We start from the raw sequence: 24,669 nt of genomic DNA, 5'->3' as shown, positions 1-24,669 counted from the left end.
AACAGTGAGGAACCCTGCGAATGATGTTTAGAAACACCACCCTTCCAACATCCCTTCTGCGTGGCTTGACTATCACTTTGCTGGGCCTGGCCCTGGCATCTCCACTCACCCAAGCCGCCGACCCGGTTTCCCTGACGCTCTACAACGGTCAGCACAAGGAAGTCGGCGATGCCATCGCCAAGGCTTTCGAAGCCAAGACCGGCATTCACGTCAACGTGCGCAAAGGCAGCAGCAACCAGCTTGCCAGCCAGGTCGTGGAAGAAGGCGAGCGCTCGCCCGCCGACGTGATCTATACCGAAGAGTCGCCGCCTCTGAATAAACTCGGCGAACAAGGCCTGCTGGCCAAAGCCGACGCAACGACTCTTGAAGTACTGCCCAAGGATTACGTTGCCGGGAACGGCACCTGGATCGGCATCACCGCTCGCGTTCGCGTGGTGGCTTTCAATCCAAAGCTGATCGACGAAAAAGATCTGCCTGCGTCCGTGATGGAGTTTTCCCAGCCGCAATGGCAAGGCAAGGTCGGCTTCGTTCCCACCAGCGGCGCCTTTCAGGAACAGGCTGTAGCCATCATCAAACTGCATGGAATGGACGCCGCCGAAGAATGGCTGACGGGCCTGCGCGCCTTCGGCAAGACTTACAGCAATAACATGGTGGCCTTGAAGGCGGTGGAAAACGGCGAAGTCGCCACCGTACTGGTGAACAACTATTACTGGTTCGCCCTGCAACGCGAGAAAGGCCAACTGGACTCGAAGCTGCACTATTTCACCGGTGGCGATGCCGGCGGACTGATCACTGTCTCCAGCGCGGCCGTACTCAAATCCAGCAAGCACCCCAAGGAAGCCCAGCAATTTCTGGCCTACATGGTCAGCGAGGAAGGACAGCGCGTGATCACCCAGACCACTGCTGAATATCCACTGCGCAAAGGCCTGGAATCGGATCGCGGCCTCAAGCCGTTCAACGAACTAGAGGCACCGAAAGTCACTCCGGCCGACCTTGGCAATGCCGAAGAGGCCCTGGAGCTGGAACGTGAAGTCGGCTTGAACTGATGAGCACATCGCTGCCCGCCCCGGCCTCGCCCGCGCGCCACATACCCAGGCGCAAGAGGCCATCGATCTGGCTGCTGCTCCCGGTCCTGCTACTGGTCGGACTCAGCCTGCTGCCCTTGCTCTATGTCGGCATCAAGGCCTGGCAGGCCGGCTGGGCCGAAGCCCTGCATCTGTTGTGGCGACCCTATGTATTCGGCCTGCTGCGCAACACCCTGCTGCTGCTCATCGGCGTGACAGCCACCTGCGCCATCGTCGGCCTGTCCCTGGCCTGGCTGCTGGAACGTAGCGATTTGCCGGGGCGGCGCCTCTGGGGCGTGATCCTGTGCCTGCCTTTTGCCGTACCCGCTTTCGTCAGCAGCTTCACCTGGGTTTCCCTCAGCGCCAGCTTCGAAGGCCTGGGCGGAGCGATCCTGGTCATGAGCCTGTCCAAGTATCCGCTGGTGTTCCTGCCTGTCGCGGCCACCTTACGCAATCTCGACCCTGCCCTGGAAGAGTCGGCCCGCACCCTCGGACAGAACCGCTGGGGTGTGTTCTTCAAGATCACCCTGCCCCTACTCTGGCCATCGCTGCTGGCCGGCTCGCTATTGATCGCCCTGCACATGCTGGTGGAGTTCGGCGCGCTGTCGATCATCGGCCTGCAAACCTTCACCACGGCGATCTATCAACAGTTCGAACTGGAGTTCAGCAACGCCAATGCGGCCATGCTCTCCGCCGTACTGCTGGTACTTTGCCTGGCCTTGTTGTGGTTGGAACTGCGGGTTCGCGGCAAAGGCCGCCATGTACGCATCGGCCAAGGCGCAGCCCGGCATGCCGAACAGGTGCGCCTGGGCCAATGGGCCATTGGCGGACAGTTGTATTGCGCGCTGCTGGCGCTGATCGGCAGCGGCATTCCGCTGGGCATGCTGGCTTACTGGCTGGCGGTCGGTTCGTCGGCCGCGTTCCCGGTGGCCGCCATTGGCGAGGCGCTGTTCTCCTCCCTGGCACTGTCACTGGGCGGCGCAGCGCTGTGCCTGGTTCTGGCGGTCCCGGTCGGGCTGCTGGTGGTGCGCTATAAAGGCCGCCTGGCGCTCTGGGCCGAGCGCCTGCCTTATCTACTGCATGCCCTGCCAGGCCTGGTGATCGCGCTGACGCTGGTGTTCTTTGCCTTGCATTACGTACCGGCCCTGTACCAAACCTCCGCGTTGCTGCTGGTCGCCTACGCGCTGCTGTTCCTGCCCTTGGCGCAGGCTCCGATCCGCACGGCGCTGAACAAGGCCGCGCCGCAACTCGAGGAAGCCGCCCGCACCCTGGGCGCCTCCTCGTTTACGGCGTTCTGCCGAGTGACCCTGCCGATCATCTTCCCTGCGCTGGGCGCTGCTTTTGCCCTGGTCTTTCTGGATGCCATGAAAGAGCTGACAGCCACCCTACTGCTCAGCCCGACCGGGCTGACCACGCTGGCAACGGAAGTCTGGGCGCACACCGCGAATGTCGAGTTCGCAGCCGCTGCGCCCTATGCGGCGCTGCTGATTCTGGTGTCGGGGTTACCGGTCTATCTGTTGACGACGCGGATGTACCTGAGCCGCTGAGGACGCTATCGCAAGCCAGCCCCCCCCCACCATGCAGGAGCGGACTGGCTCGCGATGTGGACCTTCAAGCCCGGAACTGGCCCAGGCTGGCCTTGAGTTGCGCCGCCAGGTTATCCAGCACCTTGCCGCTGGCCGTGGTCTCCACCACGGCCTGAGCCGCCCGCTCAGCCTGGGCATGGATCGTTTCGACCCGCCCCCGCACCGCCTGCGCACCCTGGGCCTGATGAGCCGCCGCCTGGGTCGCCAGGCCGATCGCCGCATGCACCTGCTCCACCGACGACTGCACCGACTGCTGCAACCGAGCACTGTCGCGCAGCACCAGCAAACCTTCGCTGGCCTGCCGTCCGGCCTGCCCAATCGCCGCAACCGCCTCGCGCGCACCTTGTTGCAGGGCACCGATATGCGCCTGGATATCTCCAGTAGAGCTCTGCGTCTTGCTGGCCAGCGCCCTGACCTCGTCCGCCACCACCGCGAAACCGCGACCGGTTTCCCCGGCCCGCGCCGCCTCGATGGCCGCGTTCAAGGCCAGCAGATTGGTCTGCTCGGCAATGCCGTGGATCACTGTCAACACCACCTCGATCTGCTCGCTCTGCTGCGCCAGCCGCTCGATGACCCTGGCCCCCGTGTCGACCTGCCCCGCCAGCGCCTCGATCAAGCCGCCCACCTGGGCCGAGGTCCGGGTGTTTTCGTCGGTCGCCTGGCGGATCTCCACCACCTGTTGCAAAGCCGACTGCATCGCCTGGCTTTCCGCCTGCGCCTCATCGGCCATTTGCGACAAGGCTCGCAGACTCTCCGCCACCTCGTCACGCTGGGCTTCGGCTGCGGCGTCCGCCCCGGCATTACGCAAGCTCATCGCGCCAATTTCGACGCCGGTACGCTGCGCCACATCGCCCGCCTCACGCACGATCGGCTGCAACTTATCCACAAAGCGATTGACTGCCGACGCCATATCGCCGATCTCGTCATTGCTACTCAACGGCACGCGCTTGGTCAGGTCCCCCTCACCCGCCGCCAAATCGTTGAGCGCCGCGATCAGTAGGTGCAGCTTGCTCACCACCCGCCGCCCCAGCACCACCGCCAGCAACAGCAAGACCCCGCAACCGACCAACGCCAGCCCCATACCGATCCGCCAGCGCAGGGTAGCCGCGGCGTCCTGTACAGTGCCCGCGGTGTTCGCTTGCATGTCCGAGGCGGTGGTCTGCGCTGACTGCAAGCGCGCGCGCATGGCCGCCGAACTGTCCGCCGAAGCCCCCTTGAGGCTATCGCCGACCAACTGATCACTGCTGGCGATCAAGGCGCCAAAGCGCTTGTCCAGGGCCGCTACGTCGGCCTCGACCGACGCCGTGGAAACCCCCATCAACACCTTGCCGATTTCCACACCGTTAGGGCTGATCGAGGCCTCCAGGTAATAGACCGAAGGATCGTTCTTGGCTGCGTCCAGCACTTTGTCCAGGGCGCGATCGCCCTTGCCCTTTTCCAGCAGCGCCTTGTTGATCGGGTTTTCCCGGTTCAGATAGCGGGTCAGATGCTCGCCCGCTGCGTCGTCGTACACCACGAACAGCACATTGGGATTACGCTGCGCGCGCCGAGCGAACTCGGAGAGGGTCGGAACATCGCTGTCCCACATAGCGCGCGGTGCGACCGAAGCGAGCAGTTGGGCCATATCGTTGGCCGAATCCTTGAGATCCTTTTCCAGCGTCGCACGCAATTGCACCTGCTCTTCCTTGAGCCGCGATGACAACCCCTCGGTCAGGCGCTGCCGGGTACTGCTGGACAGGCTTTCCAGGCTCGAAGTGACTTCGCGAGCCGCCTGCTCCAGCTCGCCGGACAGCTTCTGGCTGTCGGCGCCCAGACGAGCGGCAAGATCGGCCTCCAGCGCCGTCACGGTGCTCCGTGTCAGGGCAACGGCAACCAGCACCTGCACCAAAAGGGCGATACCAAGGGTAACGAACACAGGCCGCAATAAACGGCTTTGTAACAGTGAGAGAACGGCCGACACAGGAAATCCCTCTACTTTGACGCCATTAAATTGATGGCACTCAGGAAGCAGAAATCACAGCAAGGGTCGTGCCGCCAGGCAGACAGAAACGACAAAGGCCCCTATGGAGGGGCCTTTGTTTTTTACATCAACGACTTATCAAGCAAACGGGTGACGCAGAACGATGGTCTCGTTGCGATCCGGGCCTGTCGAAATAATGTCGATCGGCGCGCCGACCAGCTCTTCGATACGCTTGATGTAGGCACGAGCGGCAGCTGGCAACTCTTCCAGGGTCTTGGCACCCAGGGTCGACTCGCTCCAGCCTGGCATCTGCTCGTACACCGGCTCCAGGCCGATGTAGCTGTCGGCGTCGGTCGGCGCGTCGATGACCGCACCATCCTGATTCTTGTAGCCCACGCAGATGTTGATGGTTTCCAGGCCGTCCAGCACGTCCAGCTTGGTCAGGCACAGGCCCGAGATGCTGTTGACGTCGATGGCGCGACGCAGGATGACGGCGTCGAACCAGCCGCAACGACGGGCACGGCCAGTGGTCGCACCGAACTCATGGCCACGCTTGGCCAGGAAGGCGCCGATGTCGTCGAACAGCTCAGTCGGGAACGGGCCCGAACCCACGCGAGTGGTGTAGGCCTTGGTGATGCCCAGGATGTAGTCCAGGTACATCGGACCAACGCCCGAACCAGTAGCGATGCCACCGGCGGTGGTGTTGGAGCTGGTGACGTACGGATAGGTACCGTGGTCGATGTCCAGCAGCGAGCCCTGGGCGCCTTCGAACATGATGTCCTTGCCCGCGCGGCGCAGCTGGTGCAGCTCGGCGGTCACGTCCAGCATCATCGGCTTGAGCAGCTCGGCGTATTCCATGCACTCGTCCAGGGTCTTCTGGAAGTCGATGGCCGGCTCTTTGTAGTAATTGACCAGGACGAAGTTGTGGTAGTCCAGCAACTCACCCAGCTTGGCGGCGAAACGCTCGCGGTGGAACAGGTCGCCGATACGCAGGCCACGACGGGCGACCTTGTCTTCGTACGCCGGGCCGATGCCGCGGCCGGTGGTACCGATCTTCTGTTCGCCGCGGGCCTTTTCACGGGCTTGGTCCAGTGCTACGTGGTAGGACAGGATCAGCGGGCAGGACGGGCTGATACGCAGGCGCTCGCGCACCGGCACGCCTTTCTCTTCCAGCTTGACGATTTCACGCATCAAGGCATCCGGTGCTACCACCACGCCGTTGCCGATCAGGCACTGAACGCCTTCGCGCAGCACACCCGAAGGGATCAGGTGCAAGACGGTTTTCTCGCCGTCGATCACCAGGGTGTGGCCAGCGTTGTGGCCACCTTGGTAGCGCACTACGGCGGCAGCATGTTCGGTCAGCAGATCAACGATCTTGCCTTTGCCCTCATCACCCCACTGGGTGCCCAGGACTACGACATTCTTACCCATAACACTTGTCCTCATTCGCGCAAACTTGGTGCCGGCAACGGCCGGCGGGAAAACTCAAGAAGCCAGCGGCAATACTTGCCAAAGCCCGTTCTGCTGAATCAATTGCCGGTCGCAGTCCGCATCACGGGCGGCGGCCAATGGTTGCCCAGGCAGGGCCTGGACGACACGCTGACCCTCGCTGCGCAACTGGCAAACCTGCTGCCAGAGAGCCGCATCCGTGCTGTCCGGCATCCAGATACCGCCAGACGGTAGCTCGATCTCAGCACGCCCCAGGGTCACCAGGGTTTTCAAATCGGTGGAGAAGCCGGTTGCCGGACGGGCGCGACCGAAGTCGGCGCCGATGTCGTCGTAACGACCGCCCTGGGCGATGGACTGGCCAACACCCGGCACGAACACGGCAAACACCACACCTGTGTGGTAGTGGTAGCCACGCAGCTCGCCCAGGTCGAAGTACAGCGGCAACTCGGGGAATCGCACGGAAAGACGCTCGGCAATCGCCAGCAGGTCGTCCAGTGCCGCCAATACCGGCGCCGGCGCGTTCGCCAGGCGCTCGCGGGCCGCCGTCAGTACTTCGCGGCCGCCGCACAGGTCGACCAGCGCCCGCAGCATGCCGGACAGCTCGGCCGGGAGGCCTTCGGTCAGGGTAATGACCTCGTCGATGGCCTTGCGTTGCAAGGCATCGAACAGTTGTTGCTCCACCTCACCGGACAGACCGGCCGCTCGAGCCAGGCCACGGTAGATACCGACATGCCCCAGGTCCATGTGCACATCCGGCACGTCGGCCAGTTGCAGCATCGCCAGCATCAGGCTGATGACTTCCACGTCGCTGCTCGGGCTCGCATCGCCGTATAACTCGGCACCCAACTGGATCGGGCTGCGCGAGGACGACAAGGCACGCGGCTGGGCATGCAGCACGCTACCGGCATAGCACAGGCGGCTCGGACCTTCGCGACGCAGGGTATGCGCATCGATGCGGGCCACCTGCGGCGTAATGTCGGCGCGGAACCCCATCTGCCGACCCGATTGCGGGTCGATGACCTTGAAAGTACGCAGATCGAGGTCCTGGCCCGCGCCAGTCAGCAAGGATTCCAGGTACTCGATATGGGGAGTCACGACGAACTCGTAACCCCAGCTCTGGAACAGATCCAACACCTGACGACGCGCGACTTCAATACGCGCCGCCTCAGGTGGCAGTACTTCTTCGATGCCATCTGGCAGCAGCCAGCGGTCTACCGTTGCCATTACGCCATTCCCCTGTGACCAGGCGGCCTGCCTATGGGCGGGCCTTGAGTGAAGCAGAAAATGAAGCGCCCTTACGCAAACCCCGCGCATGGGCGACACGGCAAAAAGCCTGAAACCGGCTTCGCCACTCACTTTCCTCGAAAAAAGCTGTCGAGTCGTTCAACTCGCCGTCTTGCACCAACAACCACAATCAAACGTGCAGACGCAAAAAAGCCGGGAATTTCCCGGCTGCCGCATCATACACTCGTTTTCCCAAAGGATCACCCCGCCAGACGTTTTAGCCGCCAGGCGGGGGTGATTCAGGTCAACGACGTATCAAGGCTTGGCCTTTTCCAGGTAACGGAAAAAGTCGCTGCTTGGGTCGAGGACCATGACGTCGGATTTGTTCGCGAAGCTTTCACGATAGGCGCGCAGGCTACGGTAGAAACCGTAGAATTCCTGGTCCTGGCCGTAGGCCTTGGAGTAGATGGCTGCGGCCTGGGCGTCGCCGTCACCGCGAATCTCTTCCGACTCGCGATAGGCCTCAGCCAACAGTACGCGGCGCTGACGATCGGCATCGGCACGAATACCTTCAGCCAGCTCGTTACCCTTGGCGCGGTGCTCGCGAGCTTCACGCTCACGCTCGGTGCTCATCCGCTCGAAGACGCTGCGGTTGACTTCCTTCGGCAAGTCGATGGCCTTGACCCGGACATCGACCACTTCGATGCCCAATTCTTTCTCGGCCATCTTGTTGAGCGACGCCGTGATATCCGCCATCAGCGCGTCGCGCTCGCCGGAAACCACTTCGTGCAGAGTGCGCTTACCGAACTGGTCGCGCAGGCCCGACTCCAGACGACGAGAAAGACGCTCGTCAGCGATCTGCTTGAGGCCGGAAGTCGCGGTGTAGAAACGCTCCGCGTCCTTCACGCGCCATTTGGCATAGGCATCGACCATCACGGCTTTCTTTTCCAACGTCAGGAAACGTTGGGTCGGTGCATCCAGGGTCATCAGGCGAGCGTCGAACTTACGCACCTGGTTCACATAGGGCACTTTCACATGCAGGCCCGGCTGAACGTCAGCCTGGACCACACGACCGAACTGCAGCAACACCGCGCGCTCGGTCTGAGCGACGATGTAGAAGCAGTTCCAGGCAGCGATCGCCACGACGACGCCGACGATAAGGGCGATCAGCGATTTATTGCTCATCAGCGACTCTCCCTGGTACGCGCTTGCTGTTGCTGCAGATCAGCTGCCGCACGCGCATTCGCTTCGTTGCTGCTCGCTGCTGCGCCAGTCACCGGAGCGCTGGTGCTGCGGCCACTTTCGACCATCTTGTCCAACGGCAGATACAGCAGGTTGCTTTGGCCGTTCTTGTTGCCGGTCACGAGTACCTTGCTGGTATTGCTGAAGACTTCCTGCATGGTGTCCAGGTACAGACGCTCACGGGTAACTTCAGGCGCCTTGCGGTATTCGGCCACCAGCTTGGTGAAGCGATCGGCCTCACCCTTGGCGCGGGAAACCACTTCGCCGCGATAACCATTGGCATCTTCGATGATGCGCTGGGCCTGACCGCGAGCCTCCGGCACGACGCCATTGGCATAGGTTTCAGCCTGGTTGCGCGAACGCTGTTCATCTTCACGGGCACGGATCACGTCATCGAAGGCTTCCTGCACTTCACGCGGTGCCGCCGCGCTCTGTACGTTCACCTGGGTCACGGTGATACCGGTGCGGTAGGTATCGAGGAAACGTTGCAGACGCTCCTTGATCTCGCTGGCCATCAATTCACGACCTTCGGTCAACACCTGGTCCATCGCGGTGGAGCCCACCACGTGGCGCAAGGCACTGTCGGTCGCGTGCTGCAGGCTGATTTCCGGCTGATCGACGTTCAGCACGAAGTCCTGCAGGTTACTGATCTTGTACTGCACGGTCAGCGGCACTTCGACGATGTTCTCGTCTTCAGTCAGCATCTGCCCCTGCTTGGTGTAGGCACGCTCACGCGTGACGTTTTCCATGTACTTGCGATCGATCGGCGGGAAGTAGATGTTCAGGCCCGGGCCGACGGTTTCGTAGTACTTGCCGAAGCGCAGCACCACGGCTTGCTCCTGCTCGTCCACGACATATACCGCGCTGTACAGCCACACGGCCGCCAGCACGACCAGACCGATACCGAGCAGGCCAAGACCGCCGCCCTTACCGGAACCGCCACCATCGTCACCACGTTTCTTACCACCACCGAACAACCCATTCAGGCTTTCCTGCAGCTTACGGAAGGCCTCGTCGAGATCCGGTGGCCCCTTGCGGTCGCCATTGTTGCGGCGTTTACCACCCCAAGGATCCTGATTATTCGAGTTGCCACCCGGCTCATTCCAAGCCATAGCGCTCTCCATCTGATAAAGCAAAGACGCACCCACGGCGCGCCGACCAATGCTACAGAATGCCTGCTACAGCGGCACAACCGCTTTTTCAGGCTTTTATTGCAAAGTGTGTTGCTCGATGAACTCCAGCGGCTGCATGCCTTCGCGGCTTACCAGTCGATTCAGCTCGACTCGTGGCAAGCGAACAGCCAGCAGGCTGACACCTTCCTCGTCGTGATCTTCCTTCTGTACCGCGCCCAACTCGAAGAACTGCGCTCGCAGTCGAGCAAAACGCTGCGGCAAGCGCAAGGTGCCGACGAACAAATCCTCGCCCAACAGCTCGGCGATGGCCTGTTTGAGCAGGTCCAGCCCTTGCCCTTCGCGGGCCGACAACCAGACCCGCTGCGGCTTGCCGTCGGCATCACGCTGGATCTGCGGGTCCACGCCCTCGAGCAAATCGAGTTTGTTATAGACCTCCAGGATCGGCAAGTCCTGGGCCCCGATCTCGCCGAGCACCACCATGACCTGCTCGATCTGCGCCATGCGCTCGGGCTCATGGGCATCGATGACATGCAGCAGCAGGTCGGAGTTGCTCGACTCCTCGAGCGTAGCCCGAAACGCCTCCACCAGCTTGTGCGGCAGGTGACGGATGAAGCCCACGGTGTCGGCCAGCACGATCGGCCCCAGGTCGTCCAGCTCGAGCCGGCGCAGGGTCGGATCGAGGGTGGCGAACAGTTGATCGGCCGCGAACACATCGGACTCGGTCACGGAGTTGAACAAAGTAGACTTGCCGGCGTTGGTGTAACCCACCAACGACACCGAAGGGATATCCGCGCGCTTGCGCCCGCGACGGGCCTGCTCGCGCTGGCTGCGGACCTTCTCCAGCCGGCCCTTGATCTGCCGCAGGCGAACCCGCAGGAGACGCCGGTCGGTCTCGAGCTGGGTTTCACCCGGGCCGCGCAGACCGATACCGCCTTTCTGCCGCTCGAGGTGAGTCCAGCCACGAACCAGACGCGTGCTCATGTGCTCAAGCTGGGCCAGTTCTACCTGGAGCTTGCCTTCATGAGTACGGGCGCGCTGGGCGAAAATATCGAGAATCAGACCCGTGCGATCAATCACGCGACACTCGAAAGCACGTTCGAGGTTGCGTTCCTGACTGGGTGTGAGGATGTGATTGAAAATCACCAGGTCGACCTGTTCGGCCTGGACCAGGTCGCGTAACTCTTCGACCTTGCCACTGCCAACCAGGTACTTGGCGGTTGGCCGATGACGCGGCACGTTAACAAACGCGACGGTCTCGGCGCCGGCCGATATTGCCAACTCCTGAAACTCCTGCGGATCTTCGCGCGCCTCAGGGTCCTGACCATCCAAGTGAACGAGAATTGCCCGCTCACCACCACCGTGGCGCTCAAAGAACAAAGGAGACTCCTATCAGGCGTTACCTGGTTCAGCGTCGCCCTGTTCGGATTCGGATGCGCTAGGCAGGCGAATTGGACGAACCGGCACCACTGTCGAGATAGCGTGCTTGTAAACCATTTGGCTGACGGTATTTTTCAGCAGGATGACGAACTGGTCGAAAGACTCGATCGTACCTTGCAGCTTGATGCCGTTGACCAGATAGATGGAAACCCCAACTTTCTCTTTACGTAAAGTGTTCAAGTAAGGGTCTTGTAGCGAATGCCCTTTTGACATGTGCCGTACTCCTTTAAGGATCAATAATAAAAATCGGAAAACAGATGGCTCAAGCCGCCCCACCCCCAAGGATAGACGGCAATTGCAAGGACTCAGCCCAATATGGAGACCGTTCCCAGGTATTTCAAGGCGCGCGGCAGATTGTCGCAATCCAGGCTGTCCAGCCAGTGTAAATCAGCCCAGCTGCGTAACCAGGTGAACTGGCGTTTCGCCAATTGGCGCGTGGCAATGATGCCGCGCTCCTGCATCTCGGCGAATGTCAGCTTGCCATCCAGATGATCCCAGACTTGTCGGTAGCCTACAGCACGTATAGACGGCAACCCGGCATGCAGGTCACTTCTAGAGCGCAGAGCTACGACCTCGTCGACGAATCCCTGTTCCAACATAATTGTGAATCTTTGTGCAATACGCTGATGCAGTACCTGACGGTTTGCCGGGGCAATGGCCAAGTTCGCGACAGTATAGGGCAATTGTCCCCGTCCCGACGCGGCTGCTTCAGTACTTTGCGCAGATTGTCGCAGTCTGTGGGCGGTCATGCTCAGGCCGCTGACCCGATAGACTTCCAGCGCCCGGGTCAGGCGTTGCGGATCGTTGGGATGAATCCGCGCCGCCGACTCGGGGTCGATCGCCGCCAACTGGTCGTGCAAAGCCTGCCAGCCAAGGCGCGCCGCCTCTTCTTCCAGCTCGGCGCGCACCTGCGGATCGGCCGGCGGCATGTCCGCCAGCCCCTCAAGCAGAGCCTTGTAATAGAGCATGGTCCCGCCGACCAGCAGCGGAATCTTGCCGCGGGCGGTGATGTCGGCCATGGCCGCCAACGCATCGCTGCGAAAATCCGCCGCCGAATAACTTTCGGCCGGGTCGAGGATATCGATCAAGCGGTGCGGGAACTCGGCGAGGATTTCCCTGGACGGTTTGGCGGTACCGATGTCCATGCCGCGGTAGACCAGCGCCGAATCGACACTGATCAGCTCGCAAGGCAGGACCTTGGTGAGTTCGATGGCCAGGTCGGTCTTGCCGGCGGCAGTCGGGCCCATCAGGAAAATCGCGGGAGGAAACTGGCTCATCAACGACCGCGCAAGAAAAGTTTGTCCAGATCGTCCAGGCCCAACTGGGTCCAGGTCGGTCGGCCATGGTTGCATTGGCCGCTGCGCTCGGTGTTTTCCATGTCCCGCAACAAGCCGTTCATCTCCGGCAAGGCCAGTCGCCGGTTGGCCCGGATTGCACCGTGACAGGCCATGGTGCCCAGCAGCTCGTTGAGATGCGCCTGGATACGGTCACTGGTGCCGTATTCCATCAGGTCGGCCAAAACGTCATGCACCAGGCGATTGGCTTCCGCTTGCTTGAGCAAGGCCGGAATCTGCCGGATCGCCAGCGACTCCGGCCCCAGGCGCTGCAACTCGAACCCCAGGCGCTGGAACCAGCTGACGTGCTCTTCGGCACAATCGGCTTCGCGCTGGCTGACCGCAATCGACTCCGGCACCAGCAGCGGCTGGCCGCTCAGGCCTTCGCTGGCCATCGCCACCTTCAAGCGCTCGTACATGATCCGTTCGTGGGCCGCGTGCATATCCACCAGCACCAGGCCCTGGGCATTTTCCGCAAGGATATAGATGCCTTTGAGCTGGGCCAGCGCGTAGCCCAGCGGCGGGATATCACCCTGGGAGTCCGGCAGGGACACCGCGCCCGACTCAGGCAACGGCGCAAAAAACTCGCGATAGGCGCTCTGCGCCTCGGCCGCCGGCAGCGTCGGCTGCGGGCGTGGCGTGTACTGGTATTGATAGCCTGCGCCGGCGCCAGAGCCCGGCGGGCTGAAGGCCGGCTGGGCCTGCGGCTGCTCCAGCGCCATGTTCGCGGCCAGGCGCATCTCGCCCTGGGGGCCGAACTCGCCGGCTTCGATACCCGTCGGGCGGACAATCCCCGCCGTCGCAGCCGGTGCCGCCAGATGGTCCTCCGGGCGGACGTCGCCCAAAGCGCGGTGCAAGGTGCCGTACAGGAAATCGTGGACCATGCGCCCGTCGCGGAAGCGCACTTCGTGCTTGGTGGGGTGCACGTTGACGTCCACCACTGCCGGATCGACCTCGAAGAACAGCACGAACGTCGGATGCCGCCCGTTGAACAACACGTCGCGATAAGCCTGGCGCACCGCGTGGGCGACCAGCTTGTCGCGCACCGCGCGGCCGTTGACGTAGAAATACTGCAGGTCCGCCTGGCTGCGGGAAAAGGTCGGCAAGCCGACCCAGCCCCATAGATGCAGGCCGTTACGCTCGACCTCGATCGGCAGCGCCTGCTCGAGAAAACCCGAACCGCAGACCGCCGCCACCCGCCGCGCACGCGCCACGTCGTCGTTGGCCTCATGCAGGCTGAGCACGCTCTTGCCGTTGTGGCGCAGGTGAAAAGCCACATCGAACCGCGCCAGGGCCAGACGCTTGATCACTTCCTGCAGGTGATCGAACTCGGTCTTTTCCGCCTTGAGGAATTTGCGCCGGGCCGGGGTATTGAAGAACAAGTCGCGAACCTCCACCGAGGTTCCGACCGGATGAGCGGCTGGCTGCACGCGCGGCGCCATGTCACGGCCTTCGGTCTCGACCTGCCAGGCCTGCTCGGCGTCGCGGGTTCGCGACGTCAGGGTCAGGCGCGCGACCGAACTGATGGACGCCAGGGCTTCACCGCGGAACCCCAGGCTCATGACCTGCTCCAGGTCCTCGAGGTTGCGGATCTTGCTGGTGGCGTGACGCGCCAGGGCCAGCGGCAGATCATCGGCGGAGATCCCGCCGCCGTCGTCGCGCACTCGCAGCAGCTTGACGCCCGCCTGCTCGACATCCACATCGATGCGTTTGGCTCCGGAGTCCAGGCTGTTCTCCAGCAACTCCTTGATCACCGATGCCGGGCGCTCGACGACTTCGCCGGCGGCAATCTGGTTCGCCAGGCGCGGACTGAGCAGCTCGATGCGGGCGCTGCTGATAACTGCTTCATTCATTCCTTGGCCGCCAGTTCCGTACCCGGGATGGTCAGGGTCTGACCGATTTTCAGCTCATCGCTGCTCAGGTTGTTGGCGCTGCGCAAGGTGGCGGCGGAGACCTGATAACGCACGGCGATCATCGCCAGGGTTTCGCCCGGGCTCACGCGGTGGTCGCGAGGGCCCTGGGCAATTTTCCCGGAGTCGCGCAGCCAGGCGATGTAGGTGCCCGGCGGTGGGTTCTGCTGGAAGAACTGCCGCACACCGCTACTGATAGAACGCGCCAATGCCTGCTGGTGGCTGGCCGTGGCCAGCTTGGAGGCTTCGTTGGCATTGGAGATAAAGCCGGTTTCCACCAGGATCGATGGGATGTCCGGTGACTTGAGCACCATGAACCCGGCCTGCTCGACGCGCTGCTTGTGCAGCGGCGTGACCCGGCCGATGTTGCTGAGCACTTTCTGGCCGACGTTGAGGCTGGAGGTCAGCGAGGCGGTCATGGACAGGTCGAGCAAGACGCCGGCAAGCATCCGGTCCTTGTCATCGAGGCTGACGTTGCCGGCCCCGCCGATCAAGTCGGAACGGTTTTCGCTGTCCGCCAGCCAACGCGCGGTCTCGGACGTGGCACCGCGGTCGGAGAGCGCAAACACCGAGGCACCGAACGCCGCGCGCGAAGGCGCCGCGTCGGCATGGATCGAGACGAACAGATCGGCGCCCTTCTTGCGAGCGATCTCGGTACGGCCGCGCAGCGGAATGAAGTAGTCGCCGGTACGGGTCAACTCGGCGCGGAAGCCCTTGAGGCCATTGATCTGGCGCTGCAACTCGCGAGCGATGGCCAGTACCACGTCTTTCTCATGCTGGCCGCGAGAGCCCGAGGCGCCCGGGTCTTCGCCGCCATGGCCAGCATCGATGACCACGACGATGTCGCGCTTGCCGGCCGGGGCCGGTGGCAGCTTGATCTCAGGCTTGGCCGGCGTTACCGGAACCGCGGGCACCGTCGCGACACTCGGCGCGGGTGGCGGCGTCGGCGCGGCATCGGCCGGGTTATCGAACAGGTCGACCACCAGGCGATTGCCGTATTGAGCATTGGGCGTCAGGGTAAAGCTCTTGGGGGTGACAGCCTTTTTCAGGTCGATGACCACCCGCAGGTCGGTAGGGGTACGTTGGGCCGAACGCATGGCGGTAATCGGCGTGTTCGCCGTGGCGACATTCAGCGGCCCGCCGAGGGTCGCGCCGTTGATATCGATGACCAGACGATCGGGGGCCGTCAGGGTGAAGACGCTGTGCTGGACCGGGCCCGACAGGTCGAATACCAGCCGAGTGTTGTCCGGCGCCCGCCACAGGCGAACGCTGCGGACCTGTGTAGCAGCCAGAGCGTCGACGGCCAATGCCGTAAGCAACAGTCCTACGACAGCAACCAACGCGCGAATGCGCATACCTAACCCCATCAATTATTTGAATTCCAACGCCAAAGCGGCACACCAGGACTCGCCACGCGAGCCTTGCGACAACAAATGCAGGGAACGCCCGCTGTTATGCGGGCTAATGGTAATGGTCAGGTCCGGCTTTGGCAAAAAGCCCGCACCACGCTGGGGCCACTCGATCAGGCACAGTGCATCGCCCTCTAAGTAATCGCGAATACCGAGAAACTCCAGCTCCTCGGGATCGACCAGGCGATAGAGATCGAAGTGGAACGCTCTCACATCGCCGATTTCGTAAGGCTCGACCAGGGTAAAGGTCGGACTCTTCACCGCGCCGACATGCCCCAAGCCACGGATAAGGCCCCTCGACAGCGTGGTTTTCCCTGCCCCCAGATCGCCCTCGAGAAAGATCACGCCCAGCCCCTGGGTGACCTGCGCCAGGCGCGCGCCAAAGGCGACCATGGCGTTTTCGTCCGCCATATACAGGGTTATTTCAGACACGGTGACTGCTCCTCCAACAACTGACGAATGGCCGGGATCAAATCGCTGGCCGCCAGCCCCCGGCCCAATTTACCTTGCTGCTCGCCCGCGACCGCATGCAGCCAGACCGCCAGGCAAGCGCTGTCGAACGCCGTCATCCCTTGCGCCAGCAGAGCTCCGACCAGCCCAGCCAACACATCCCCCAACCCGGCGGTGGCCATGGCCGGATGCCCACGCTCGCAACCAGCCAGGCACCCGTCGGGGCTGGCGATCAGGCTCCCGGCGCCTTTCAGGACAGCGACAGCGGTATATTTTTTGCTCAAGGCCACAGCAGCTGCCGGACGATCCGCCTGCACCTGGGCAGTGGACAGGCCCAGCAACCGGGCGGCCTCCCCCGGATGCGGAGTGATCACGCTGCCCGGCGGCAAGGTCAGGCCGCCGCTGGCCAGCAGATTCAGGGCATCGGCATCCCAGACTTGCGGCCGTGGCGCGTTGGCCGCGGCAGACAACAGGCTACGGCCCCAGGCGGCTTGCCCCAGGCCGGGGCCGGCGACGATGACCGACGCCTGATCCAGCAAGCCCATCAACTGGTTGGCCGAATCCACGCCCAGGGCCATGACCTCGGGAATCCGTGCCAGAGCGGCGGCAACGTGTTCGCTGCGAGTGGCCAGCGAAACCATCCCGGCCCCGCTGCGCAGGGCACTTTCGGCACAGAGCAGGGCCGCGCCGCCAAAACCGCGATCGCCGCCGATCAGCAACAGGTGTCCGAACTGGCCTTTATGGGCATCGGGCAAGCGAGCACACAGCGCCGGCAAAGTGCCAGGCACCAGCGGCTGGATGTCGGGTAAAGGGTGTTTTGTCTGCGCCATGCGTCTTCGGGCTCCGATGTCTGGCAGAATTATACGCACCTCAGCCCCGGTTTCTCTCGCCTCATGCCTGCCATTACCACCGATCTTCCCGCCCTCGCCCAATCGATCAAGGATTGGGGCCGCGAGCTGGGCTTTCAGCAAGTCGGCATCAGCGGCCTGGACCTGGCCGAGCATGAGCAGCACCTGGAGCGTTGGCTCGCGGCGGGCTATCACGGCGAAATGGACTACATGGGCGCCCACGGCAGCAAACGTTCCCACCCGGACGAGCTGGTGCCTGGCACCCTGCGCGTGGTCTCCCTGCGCATGGATTACCTGCCCGGCGACACCCAGATGGCGCAGCGCCTGGCCCAACCGGAAAAAGCCTATGTCTCGCGTTATGCCCTGGGCCGCGACTACCACAAGCTGATCCGCAAGCGCGTGCAGCAACTGGCCGAGCGCATCCAGAAGGAAATCGGCCCGTTCGGCTATCGCGCCTTCGTCGACAGCGCCCCGGTGCTGGAAAAAGCCATCGCCGAACAGGCCGGGCTCGGCTGGATCGGCAAGAACACCTTGGTGCTCAACCGCAAGGCCGGTAGCTACTTCTTCCTCAGCGAGCTGTTCGTCGACCTGCCGCTGCCGGTGGACGCCCCCCACGCCACCGAGCACTGCGGCCGCTGCACCGCCTGCCTGGACATCTGCCCGACCAATGCCTTCGTCGGCCCTTACGTCCTGGACGCCCGGCGCTGCATTTCGTACCTGACCATCGAGCTGAAAAACGCCATTCCCGAGGACCTGCGCCCATTGATCGGCAACCGTGTCTTCGGTTGCGACGACTGCCAGATCGTCTGCCCGTGGAACCGCTTCGCTCGCCCGTCCGGCGAAGGCGATTTCAAGCCAAGGCACAACCTCGACAATGCCGAGCTGGCCGAATTGTTCATGTGGGACGAGGAGACCTTTCTCAGCAGCACCGAAGGTTCGCCGCTGCGCCGCGCCGGCTACGAGCGCTGGCTGCGCAACCTGGCGGTAGGACTGGGCAATGCGCCGTCGAGCATCCCGGTGCTGGAAGCCCTGAAGGCCCGCCGGGACTACCCGTCAGAATTGGTGCGCGAACATGTGGAATGGGCGCTGAACCAGCACGCCGGCCGTCACTGCTCGTCGTTATAGACGAACTTGGGCATTTCCCAGTGAAAGCGGATCGCTAGCAAACGCAGTAGGAAACCGCCGAACAGAGTGATCAGGATCGACTGCTCGCCAGGCAACTGCAGATAGATGCAGAGCATGTAGCACCAGGCCGCGGCGAACGAGACGCTGGCATACAGCTCGCGACGGAAGATCAGCGGAATGTCGTTGCAGAAGATGTCTCGCAGAATCCCGCCGAACACCCCGGTAATCACCCCGCTGACCGAGGCCACCAGCATACCGTGGCCCATTTCCAGGGCGGTCATGCAGCCGATCAGGGTGAACGCCACCAGCCCCACGGCGTCGAGCACCAGGAACAGCGAACGCAGGTGGCGCATCAGCGGCGCGATAAAGATCGTCACCAGGGCCGCGGCCGAAGTCAGCACCAGGTATTCCGGGTGCTTGACCCAGGTCAGTGGGTAGTGCCCCAACAACACGTCGCGCACCGAACCGCCGCCCAGGGCCGTGACGCAGGCGATCAGCACCACGCCGAACCAGTCCATGCCGCGACGCCCGGCAGACAACGCGCCGGTCATGGCTTCAGCGGTAATGGCAATCAGGTAAAGCATCAGCAGCATGATGGCGGTCCTTTCAGGAAGGCGCGCAGTCTACTCAGTTGGCGATGGCACCAAAAGGGGGCGCTGACTGAATGGCTGGAGAACGCTGTGCGGCCTATCACAAGCAAGCCCGCTCCTATGGGACAGCGTGTATCTGCAGGAGCGAGCTTGCTCGCGATAGCGTCAGAGCTTGATGAAGTGCTTGCGGTAATGCTGCAACTCGGCGATGGATTCACGAATGTCGTCCAGTGCCAGGTGGGTGCTGCCCTTCTTGAAACTGTCGCGCACGTCCGGCGCCCAGCGGGCGGCCAGTTCCTTGAGGGTCGAGACATCGAGGTTGCGGTAGTGGAAGTAGCTTTCCAGCGCCTTCATGTGGCGATACAGGAAACGCCGATCCTGGCAGATGCTGTTGCCGCAGATCGGCGACTTGCCCTTGGGCACCCACTGTTCCAGGAACGCGATGGTCTGTGCCTCTGCCTCGGCCATGCTGATGCGGCTTTCACGCACCCGTTGGGTCAGCCCCGAACCGCCATGCTGGCGGGTGTTCCACTCGTCCATGCCGGCGAGGATTTCATCGCTCTGGTGGATGGCGATGACCGGGCCTTCAGCCAAGGTATTGAGATTGCTATCGGTGACGATCGTCGCCATCTCGATGATGACGTCGGTGTCAGGGTTCAGACCGGTCATTTCCAGATCGATCCAGATCAGATTCTGCGGGTTTTGCATGTGTGGGCTCCTCGGCGTAGTTGCGCAGTTTAGCCTAGAGGGGCCTGCCGGCGTGCTAAACTCGCCGCCGTTTTTACCCAACCGCTGCATTATCGACACGGAACACCAATGGCCAAACGCCAGCTCAATCGTCGCCAAAACTGGCGCATCGAAAAGATTCAAGGCGAACGCGCCGCCCGCGCCGCCAAACGCGAATCCTCTGCCGTGGAAGCACTGGAAGGCGGCGATCTCGGCCCCGAACAGACCGGCCTGGTGATCGCCCACTTCGGTGTGCAGGTCGAAGTCGAGGCGCGTGAAGGCGAGCTGGCCGGCCAGGTATTCCGCTGCCACCTGCGGGCCAACCTGCCGGCGCTGGTGACCGGCGACCAGGTGGTCTGGCGTCCGGGCAACCAGGGTATCGGGGTGATCGTCGCGCAACTGCCGCGCCACACCGAGCTGTGCCGCCCGGACAGCCGCGGCCAGCTCAAGCCGGTCGCCGCCAACGTCGACATGATCGTGATCGTTTTCGCCCCGCTGCCCGAGCCCCACGCCAACCTGATCGACCGTTACCTGGTGGCGGCCGAGCATGCCGGGATTCGCCCGCTGCTGCTGCTCAACAAGTTCGACCTGATCGACGAGCACAATGCCCCGGCCCTCAATGCCTTGCTGGCGGTCTATCGGCAGTTGGGTTATCCGGTGCTGGAAGTCTCGGCCCACCACGGCAATGGCATGGAACAGCTGCAAGCTCAGCTGGACGGGCGGATCAGCGTATTCGTCGGTCAGTCCGGCGTGGGCAAGTCGTCGCTGGTGAACAGCCTGCTGCCGGAAGTCGAAACCCGCGTCGGCCCGCTGTCGGAGCTGTCCGGCCAGGGCACCCACACCACCACCACCGCGCGCCTGTTCCACTTCCCGGGCGGCGGCGAGTTGATCGACTCCCCGGGGATTCGCGAATTCGGCCTGGGCCATGTCAGCCGCGCCGATGTCGAGGCGGGTTTCATCGAATTCAACGACCTGCTGGGTACTTGCCGCTTCCGCGACTGCAAGCATGACCGCGAACCGGGTTGCGCCCTGCTCAAGGCCCTGGAAGACGGGCGGATCCAGCAACAACGAATGAACAGCTACCGCTCGATCATCGCCAGCCTGCCGGACAACAGCTACTGAAAGAACAATAAGTAACTTCGCCATGCGCGGAGTTACTTATTGGTGGCGCTCGCCCGATACATGCATTGCGATGGACAACTTTTTGTAGGAATTATCTTTCCCACAAAAAGGAAGTATCTGCTTTTATCCCGCGACCTTGTTAGCCGCCATTGTTCAAATACATTTGATTTCTCGTCACACCAGCATTCAGCCGGCGTGGATACGCATTGACTTGCGTTCTCGAGGAGTCATTCATGCAGCAAACCTACCATCTGTTCATCAGCCACTCGTGGAGTTACTCGGACAAGCACGACAGACTCGTCGAGCTGCTCGGTACACACTCTGGATTCAACTTCAAGAACTTCTCCGTACCCTGGCAGGACCCGATCGTCGGCGCCCGAACGGACAAGCAACTCGAAGAAGCCATCGAGAACCAGATACGCCCCTGTTCCGCTGTGCTGATCATGGCTGGCATGTATTCCACGTACAGCAAGTGGATCAACAAGGAAATCGCCATTGCCCAACGCCTGGGCAAAGTCATCATTGCCATCAAGCCGTTTGGCGCGGAGCGAATTTCCAACGTGGTACGCGAGGCCGCCCATGTCGAATGCGCGTGGAACACCAATAGCATCGTCAATGCCATTCGCCTGTATACGGCGGTGTAATCATGCGCAAGGCATTATTTATCGGCATCAACAACTACACCTATATAAACCCGTTGAGCGGCTGCAATAACGACGCCATTGCCATGGCTTCGATACTGGAGCGTCACGCCACCGGCAAACCCAACTTCAAGAACCAGGTCTTGACGTCCGCAGAAACAAACCTGAGTCGCCAACTCCTTGAAGAAAGCATCAAGGAGTTGTTCTCCGGCGACTGTAACGTGGCTCTTCTGTACTTCGCCGGCCATGGCAACTTCGACAAGAGTATCGAAGAGGGCACGCTGCTTGCGCAGGACTACCGGGGCAGCAACGACGGCATTCGTATCAGCGATGTCCTGCAATGGGCCAATGCGACCGAGAAGATCAAGAACAAGGTGATCATTCTCGACTGCTGCGAATCCGGCGCCGCCGCAGAGGCGCGCGGCCTGAGGGGCGGCGTCAGCACCATCGGCGAAGGCATGACCATTCTTACCGCCTGCAAGAAAGCCCAGCCCGCCCTGGAACAGAGCGGCCATGGCGTTTTCACCGGGTTGCTGCTGCAAGCCTTGCACGGCGGTGCGGCCAACGTCCTGGGCGCGATCACACCCGGCAGCCTGTACTCATTCGTCGACAACGCGCTCGGCGCCTGGGAACAGCGGCCAGTGTTCAAGACCAACGTTTCCCAATTCATCGCCTTGCGCGAAGTCCCGCCGCTGATCCCGGAAGAAATCCTGCGTCGGCTACCCGAGTGGTTTCCCGAAGCCCAGTCAGTGTTCGCCCTCGCGCCCAGCTACGAGCCCACGGACCCGGCATTCAACCCCGATCACGGCGACGTCTTCGCCCAACTGCAAAAGTGCAACCGGCACAGCCTGATCGAGCCGGTGGACGCCGAACACATGTACTACGCCGCCATCCACTCCACCGGCTGCCGCCTCACGGCGTTCGGTGCCTACTATCGCGAACTGGCGATCAAAGGACATTTCTGATGCCTGTCTTTATCAGCTACCGACATACCGACCGCCCTTTGGCCATCAACATCAACAAGCGCCTGGAAGAAGCCGGTATCCAGACCTACCTCGATGTGCAGGATATCGAATCCCTGAGCACCGAAGACATCACCGCAGTGATCACCCGCCGCATCACCGAGTGCACGCATTTGCTGGCCCTGGTGTCGGACAAGACCGCGCTGTCCTGGTGGGTGCCGTTCGAGATCGGCGAAGCGACCATCAGCAATCGGCGGATCTGCTCGTTCAGGACCGGCGCCAGCGAATTGCCGGAATACCTCGACAAATGGCCGAAGCTGAGCAAAGCCAGCGACATCGAGCTGTTTATCGACACCTATCGCAACGAGTCGGCACTCAAGCGCTCGCTGTCCCTGGAGTCGGTGGATGGCAGCGAATCCCTGCACACCCACAACAAGACCAATGCGGACCACTTCCACGCGGAACTCAAGGCCAGGATTCGCCGCGGTTATTGAGCCTTGCGCCGCCCACAAAAAAGCCGACACGGATGTCGGCTTTTTTGTGGGTCACTACTTCGGCGGTTCGGCCGGCTTCGGCGCCGGGTCGTCGAAGATATTCAGCCGTTCGCGCAACTCATGGGCCGGCAAGGGTTCCTGCTCCGGCGGCAGGGCGTTCGGGTCGGCCGGTACTTCGCCCGGAGCGCCCTGGCCCTGGGTGGGCACCGGTGTCTCGGGAGCCACTTCGCCTTCAATCGCGCGCTGGGCCTTTTTGGTCAGCACCACGATGTCGATACGCCGGTTGACCGGGTTGAATGGGTCCTTGCGATCGAACAGTGACGACGAGGCATACCCCACCACGCGAGCCACCTGGGTGTCGGGATAACTGCCCGCCACCAGCGCACGACGCGCGGCATTGGCCCGGTTGGCCGACAGTTCCCAGTTGCCGAAATCGCCAGCACCCGCGTAAGGCTTGGCATCGGTGTGGCCGCTGATGCTGATCTTGTTCGGCACCGCCTTGATGGTGTCGGCCATGGCCAGCAGGATGTCCTCGAAATACGGTTTCAGGCGCGCGCTGCCAGAGTCGAACATCGGCCGGTTTTCCGAATCGATGATCTGGATGCGCAGGCCATCCGGAGTGATCTCGAACAGGATCTGGTCCTTGAATTTCTGCAGTTGCGGGTTTTCCTCGACCTTGTTCTGCAACTCTTGCAACAGCAGTTCCAGGCGCTCTTTTTCAACCTGCTCGGCCATGCCCTCGACCTGGTCGGTATCGACCGTCACCTTGTCCGGCTGCGGTTGCGACTGGACCTCGGGGTTGAGCGTATGGTCCGGCGCCACCTCGGGAGAGCCGCCCAGGTCGATGATGTAGGGCGTACCGCTTTCCGAGAAGCCGATCGGGTCCTTGAAGTAACCGGCGATGGCGATCTTCTGTTCCGGGGTCGCGGTGGACAACAGCCACAGCACCAGGAAGAACGCCATCATCGCCGTGGCGAAGTCGGCGAAGGCGATCTTCCATGCCCCGCCATGGTGCCCGCCGGCAAAGCGCTTGACGCGCTTGATGATAATCGGCTGATTGTTTTCCATGGCTTAGCGACCGCGAACCGCTTGTTCCAGCTCGGCGAAGCTCGGACGGTGCGCCGGGTACAGAACCTTGCGGCCGAACTCCACCGCCAGCGATGGCGGCATGCCGGAAGCCGAGGCCACCAGGGAAGCCTTGATGGCTTCGTAGACGTTCAGCTCTTCCTTGGCATCGTGCGCCAGGGAGTGGGCCAGCGGGCCGAAGAAGCCGTAGGCCGCGAGAATACCGAAGAAGGTACCGACCAGCGCCGCGCCTACGTGCAGGCCGATGGATTTCTGGTCGCCGTCGCCCAGGGACGCCATGGTCACCACGATCCCCAGTACCGCCGCGACGATACCGAAACCCGGCATGCCGTCGGCGATGCCGTTGACCGCATGGGACGGATGCTCGAGGTCTTCCTTGAGGCTGAACAGCTCCATGTCGAACAGGCCTTCCAGTTCGTGGGGAGCCATGTTGCCGGAGGACATGATGCGCAGGTAATCGCAGATGAAGGCCGTCATGCGCTCGTCTTTGAGCACCGCCGGGTATTTGGCGAAAATCGGGCTGGCCGCGGCATCTTCGATATCGCCTTCGATCGCCATCATGCCTTCGCGGCGGCTCTTGTTGAGGATCTCGTAGATCAGCCCCAGCACTTCCAGGTAGAACGTCTGGGAAAAGCGCGAACTGAACATCCCCAAGGACTTCTTGAGCACGTGCATGGTCATGTAGCCAGGGTTCGCCTGGAGGAACGCGCCCAAGGCTGCGCCGCCGATAATCAAGACCTCGAAAGGCTGGATCAGAGCGGCAATCTTGCCGTGGGAAAGCACGTATCCGCCGAGCACGCTCGCGAACACGACGATGATGCCGATAATTTTAGCCATAGGTAGGAAAGTACTTATTGAGTCGGGTTCAAGGTCATAT

General features: G+C 62.3%; 23 protein-coding genes. 7 read left to right on the top strand and 16 right to left on the bottom strand.

Annotated features, from left to right (window positions below; all coding sequences use genetic code 11):
* The first annotated feature begins 20 nt into the window (after positions 1-20).
* Both BTN82_RS02460 and BTN82_RS02455 read left to right on the top strand, forming a co-directional pair.
* Positions 21-1,046 (top strand): extracellular solute-binding protein, encoded by a 1,026-nt coding sequence (locus tag BTN82_RS02460; RefSeq protein WP_075117601.1) that lies wholly within the window; start codon positions 21-23, stop codon positions 1,044-1,046.
* Positions 1,046-2,611: an ABC transporter permease gene (locus BTN82_RS02455; RefSeq protein WP_075117600.1), complete on the top strand. Its 1,566-nt coding sequence runs from the start codon at positions 1,046-1,048 to the stop codon at positions 2,609-2,611. The genes BTN82_RS02460 and BTN82_RS02455 overlap by 1 nt, the downstream gene beginning before the upstream one ends.
* A 64-nt stretch (positions 2,612-2,675) precedes the next feature.
* Here BTN82_RS02455 and BTN82_RS02450 read toward each other — a convergent pair whose 3' ends face one another.
* The 12 genes from BTN82_RS02450 to BTN82_RS02395 form a co-directional block, all read right to left on the bottom strand.
* Positions 2,676-4,610, bottom strand: coding sequence for a methyl-accepting chemotaxis protein (locus BTN82_RS02450; protein ID WP_075117599.1), 1,935 nt, complete (start codon positions 4,608-4,610; stop codon positions 2,676-2,678).
* 138 nt (positions 4,611-4,748) lie between these two features.
* Positions 4,749-6,041, bottom strand: coding sequence for an adenylosuccinate synthase (locus BTN82_RS02445; protein WP_075117598.1), 1,293 nt, complete (start codon positions 6,039-6,041; stop codon positions 4,749-4,751).
* A gap of 54 nt (positions 6,042-6,095) precedes the next feature.
* Complete coding sequence (locus BTN82_RS02440) at positions 6,096-7,283, bottom strand: ATP phosphoribosyltransferase regulatory subunit (RefSeq protein ID WP_075117597.1); 1,188 nt, start codon at positions 7,281-7,283, stop codon at positions 6,096-6,098.
* Positions 7,284-7,598: 315 nt separating this feature from the next.
* Positions 7,599-8,468, bottom strand: a complete 870-nt coding sequence (gene hflC, locus BTN82_RS02435) for a protease modulator HflC (protein ID WP_038582569.1) — start codon at positions 8,466-8,468, stop codon at positions 7,599-7,601.
* The gene (gene hflK / locus BTN82_RS02430; protein ID WP_075117596.1) at positions 8,468-9,637 is read right to left on the bottom strand and encodes an FtsH protease activity modulator HflK; all 1,170 of its coding nucleotides are present in this window, start codon (positions 9,635-9,637) and stop codon (positions 8,468-8,470) included. Before hflK ends, hflC begins: the two co-directional genes overlap by 1 nt.
* A gap of 96 nt (positions 9,638-9,733) precedes the next feature.
* Positions 9,734-11,035, bottom strand: coding sequence for a ribosome rescue GTPase HflX (hflX, locus tag BTN82_RS02425; protein WP_075117595.1), 1,302 nt, complete (start codon positions 11,033-11,035; stop codon positions 9,734-9,736).
* 12 nt (positions 11,036-11,047) lie between these two features.
* Positions 11,048-11,308 carry an RNA chaperone Hfq gene (gene hfq / locus BTN82_RS02420; RefSeq protein WP_007921378.1) on the bottom strand — a complete coding sequence of 87 codons (261 nt, stop codon included), beginning with the start codon at positions 11,306-11,308 and terminating at the stop codon, positions 11,048-11,050.
* 92 nt (positions 11,309-11,400) lie between these two features.
* Entirely contained in the window at positions 11,401-12,372 is a 972-nt protein-coding gene (gene miaA / locus BTN82_RS02415) for a tRNA (adenosine(37)-N6)-dimethylallyltransferase MiaA (protein ID WP_075117594.1), read from the bottom strand.
* Complete coding sequence (gene mutL / locus BTN82_RS02410; protein ID WP_075117593.1) at positions 12,372-14,282, bottom strand: DNA mismatch repair endonuclease MutL; 1,911 nt, start codon at positions 14,280-14,282, stop codon at positions 12,372-12,374. The genes miaA and mutL overlap by 1 nt, the downstream gene beginning before the upstream one ends.
* The gene (locus BTN82_RS02405; RefSeq protein ID WP_222610202.1) at positions 14,279-15,706 is read right to left on the bottom strand and encodes an N-acetylmuramoyl-L-alanine amidase; all 1,428 of its coding nucleotides are present in this window, start codon (positions 15,704-15,706) and stop codon (positions 14,279-14,281) included. The genes mutL and BTN82_RS02405 overlap by 4 nt, the downstream gene beginning before the upstream one ends.
* 3 nt (positions 15,707-15,709) lie before the next feature.
* A complete protein-coding gene (gene tsaE / locus BTN82_RS02400) occupies positions 15,710-16,180 on the bottom strand; it encodes a tRNA (adenosine(37)-N6)-threonylcarbamoyltransferase complex ATPase subunit type 1 TsaE (protein ID WP_075117591.1) in 471 nt (156 codons plus the stop codon).
* Positions 16,168-17,028, bottom strand: coding sequence for an NAD(P)H-hydrate dehydratase (locus BTN82_RS02395; RefSeq protein WP_075117590.1), 861 nt, complete (start codon positions 17,026-17,028; stop codon positions 16,168-16,170). The genes tsaE and BTN82_RS02395 overlap by 13 nt, the downstream gene beginning before the upstream one ends.
* Before the next feature lie 63 nt (positions 17,029-17,091).
* Between BTN82_RS02395 and queG the strand changes: the two genes are divergently transcribed.
* A complete protein-coding gene (gene queG / locus BTN82_RS02390) occupies positions 17,092-18,171 on the top strand; it encodes a tRNA epoxyqueuosine(34) reductase QueG (RefSeq protein ID WP_075117589.1) in 1,080 nt (359 codons plus the stop codon).
* Here queG and BTN82_RS02385 read toward each other — a convergent pair.
* Both BTN82_RS02385 and orn read right to left on the bottom strand, forming a co-directional pair.
* The gene (locus BTN82_RS02385; protein ID WP_186828347.1) at positions 18,153-18,767 is read right to left on the bottom strand and encodes a trimeric intracellular cation channel family protein; all 615 of its coding nucleotides are present in this window, start codon (positions 18,765-18,767) and stop codon (positions 18,153-18,155) included. The genes queG and BTN82_RS02385 overlap by 19 nt on opposite strands.
* 159 nt (positions 18,768-18,926) lie before the next feature.
* The gene (gene orn, locus BTN82_RS02380; protein WP_007921399.1) at positions 18,927-19,469 is read right to left on the bottom strand and encodes an oligoribonuclease; all 543 of its coding nucleotides are present in this window, start codon (positions 19,467-19,469) and stop codon (positions 18,927-18,929) included.
* A gap of 108 nt (positions 19,470-19,577) precedes the next feature.
* Here orn and rsgA point away from each other — a divergent pair, with 108 nt between their 5' ends.
* The 4 genes from rsgA (at position 19,578) to BTN82_RS02360 (ending at position 22,706) form a co-directional block, all read left to right on the top strand.
* The gene (rsgA, locus tag BTN82_RS02375; protein WP_075117587.1) at positions 19,578-20,609 is read left to right on the top strand and encodes a small ribosomal subunit biogenesis GTPase RsgA; all 1,032 of its coding nucleotides are present in this window, start codon (positions 19,578-19,580) and stop codon (positions 20,607-20,609) included.
* A 233-nt stretch (positions 20,610-20,842) separates the two neighbouring features.
* Positions 20,843-21,253 (top strand): TIR domain-containing protein, encoded by a 411-nt coding sequence (locus BTN82_RS02370; protein WP_075117586.1) that lies wholly within the window; start codon positions 20,843-20,845, stop codon positions 21,251-21,253.
* A gap of 2 nt (positions 21,254-21,255) precedes the next feature.
* Positions 21,256-22,215, top strand: a complete 960-nt coding sequence (locus BTN82_RS02365) for a caspase domain-containing protein (protein ID WP_075117585.1) — start codon at positions 21,256-21,258, stop codon at positions 22,213-22,215.
* Positions 22,215-22,706 (top strand): toll/interleukin-1 receptor domain-containing protein, encoded by a 492-nt coding sequence (locus BTN82_RS02360; RefSeq protein WP_075117584.1) that lies wholly within the window; start codon positions 22,215-22,217, stop codon positions 22,704-22,706. The genes BTN82_RS02365 and BTN82_RS02360 overlap by 1 nt, the downstream gene beginning before the upstream one ends.
* A 54-nt stretch (positions 22,707-22,760) precedes the next feature.
* Here BTN82_RS02360 and motB read toward each other — a convergent pair whose 3' ends face one another.
* Together motB and motA are read right to left on the bottom strand one after the other, a co-directional pair.
* Positions 22,761-23,774, bottom strand: a complete 1,014-nt coding sequence (gene motB / locus BTN82_RS02355; RefSeq protein WP_075117583.1) for a flagellar motor protein MotB — start codon at positions 23,772-23,774, stop codon at positions 22,761-22,763.
* Between the two features lie 3 nt (positions 23,775-23,777).
* On the bottom strand, positions 23,778-24,629 hold the full coding sequence (gene motA, locus BTN82_RS02350) for a flagellar motor stator protein MotA (RefSeq protein ID WP_075117582.1): 852 nt from the start codon (positions 24,627-24,629) through the stop codon (positions 23,778-23,780).
* Between the last annotated feature and the right edge of the window lie 40 nt (positions 24,630-24,669).

It is taken from the genome of Pseudomonas chlororaphis (genome assembly GCF_001921865.1).
GTDB lineage: Bacteria > Pseudomonadota > Gammaproteobacteria > Pseudomonadales > Pseudomonadaceae > Aquipseudomonas > Aquipseudomonas chlororaphis_D.
Note: the sequence above shows the minus strand (reverse complement) of the source record. Positions and strands in the feature narration are given on the sequence as shown.

What these genes read in the sequence shown, in the direction of transcription:
- BTN82_RS02460 (WP_075117601.1), top strand. Translation starts at nt 21, where the DNA reads ATGATGTTTAGAAACACCACCCTTCCAACATCCCTTCTGCGTGGCTTG.
- BTN82_RS02455 (WP_075117600.1), top strand. Translation starts at nt 1,046, where the DNA reads ATGAGCACATCGCTGCCCGCCCCGGCCTCGCCCGCGCGCCACATACCC.
- BTN82_RS02445 (WP_075117598.1), bottom strand. Translation starts at nt 6,041, where the DNA reads ATGGGTAAGAATGTCGTAGTCCTGGGCACCCAGTGGGGTGATGAGGGC.
- BTN82_RS02440 (WP_075117597.1), bottom strand. Translation starts at nt 7,283, where the DNA reads ATGGCAACGGTAGACCGCTGGCTGCTGCCAGATGGCATCGAAGAAGTA.
- hflC (WP_038582569.1), bottom strand. Translation starts at nt 8,468, where the DNA reads ATGAGCAATAAATCGCTGATCGCCCTTATCGTCGGCGTCGTCGTGGCG.
- hflK (WP_075117596.1), bottom strand. Translation starts at nt 9,637, where the DNA reads ATGGCTTGGAATGAGCCGGGTGGCAACTCGAATAATCAGGATCCTTGG.
- hfq (WP_007921378.1), bottom strand. Translation starts at nt 11,308, where the DNA reads ATGTCAAAAGGGCATTCGCTACAAGACCCTTACTTGAACACTTTACGT.
- miaA (WP_075117594.1), bottom strand. Translation starts at nt 12,372, where the DNA reads ATGAGCCAGTTTCCTCCCGCGATTTTCCTGATGGGCCCGACTGCCGCC.
- mutL (WP_075117593.1), bottom strand. Translation starts at nt 14,282, where the DNA reads ATGAATGAAGCAGTTATCAGCAGCGCCCGCATCGAGCTGCTCAGTCCG.
- BTN82_RS02405 (WP_222610202.1), bottom strand. Translation starts at nt 15,706, where the DNA reads ATGGGGTTAGGTATGCGCATTCGCGCGTTGGTTGCTGTCGTAGGACTG.
- BTN82_RS02395 (WP_075117590.1), bottom strand. Translation starts at nt 17,028, where the DNA reads ATGGCGCAGACAAAACACCCTTTACCCGACATCCAGCCGCTGGTGCCT.
- queG (WP_075117589.1), top strand. Translation starts at nt 17,092, where the DNA reads ATGCCTGCCATTACCACCGATCTTCCCGCCCTCGCCCAATCGATCAAG.
- orn (WP_007921399.1), bottom strand. Translation starts at nt 19,469, where the DNA reads ATGCAAAACCCGCAGAATCTGATCTGGATCGATCTGGAAATGACCGGT.
- rsgA (WP_075117587.1), top strand. Translation starts at nt 19,578, where the DNA reads ATGGCCAAACGCCAGCTCAATCGTCGCCAAAACTGGCGCATCGAAAAG.
- BTN82_RS02370 (WP_075117586.1), top strand. Translation starts at nt 20,843, where the DNA reads ATGCAGCAAACCTACCATCTGTTCATCAGCCACTCGTGGAGTTACTCG.
- BTN82_RS02365 (WP_075117585.1), top strand. Translation starts at nt 21,256, where the DNA reads ATGCGCAAGGCATTATTTATCGGCATCAACAACTACACCTATATAAAC.
- BTN82_RS02360 (WP_075117584.1), top strand. Translation starts at nt 22,215, where the DNA reads ATGCCTGTCTTTATCAGCTACCGACATACCGACCGCCCTTTGGCCATC.
- motB (WP_075117583.1), bottom strand. Translation starts at nt 23,774, where the DNA reads ATGGAAAACAATCAGCCGATTATCATCAAGCGCGTCAAGCGCTTTGCC.
- motA (WP_075117582.1), bottom strand. Translation starts at nt 24,629, where the DNA reads ATGGCTAAAATTATCGGCATCATCGTCGTGTTCGCGAGCGTGCTCGGC.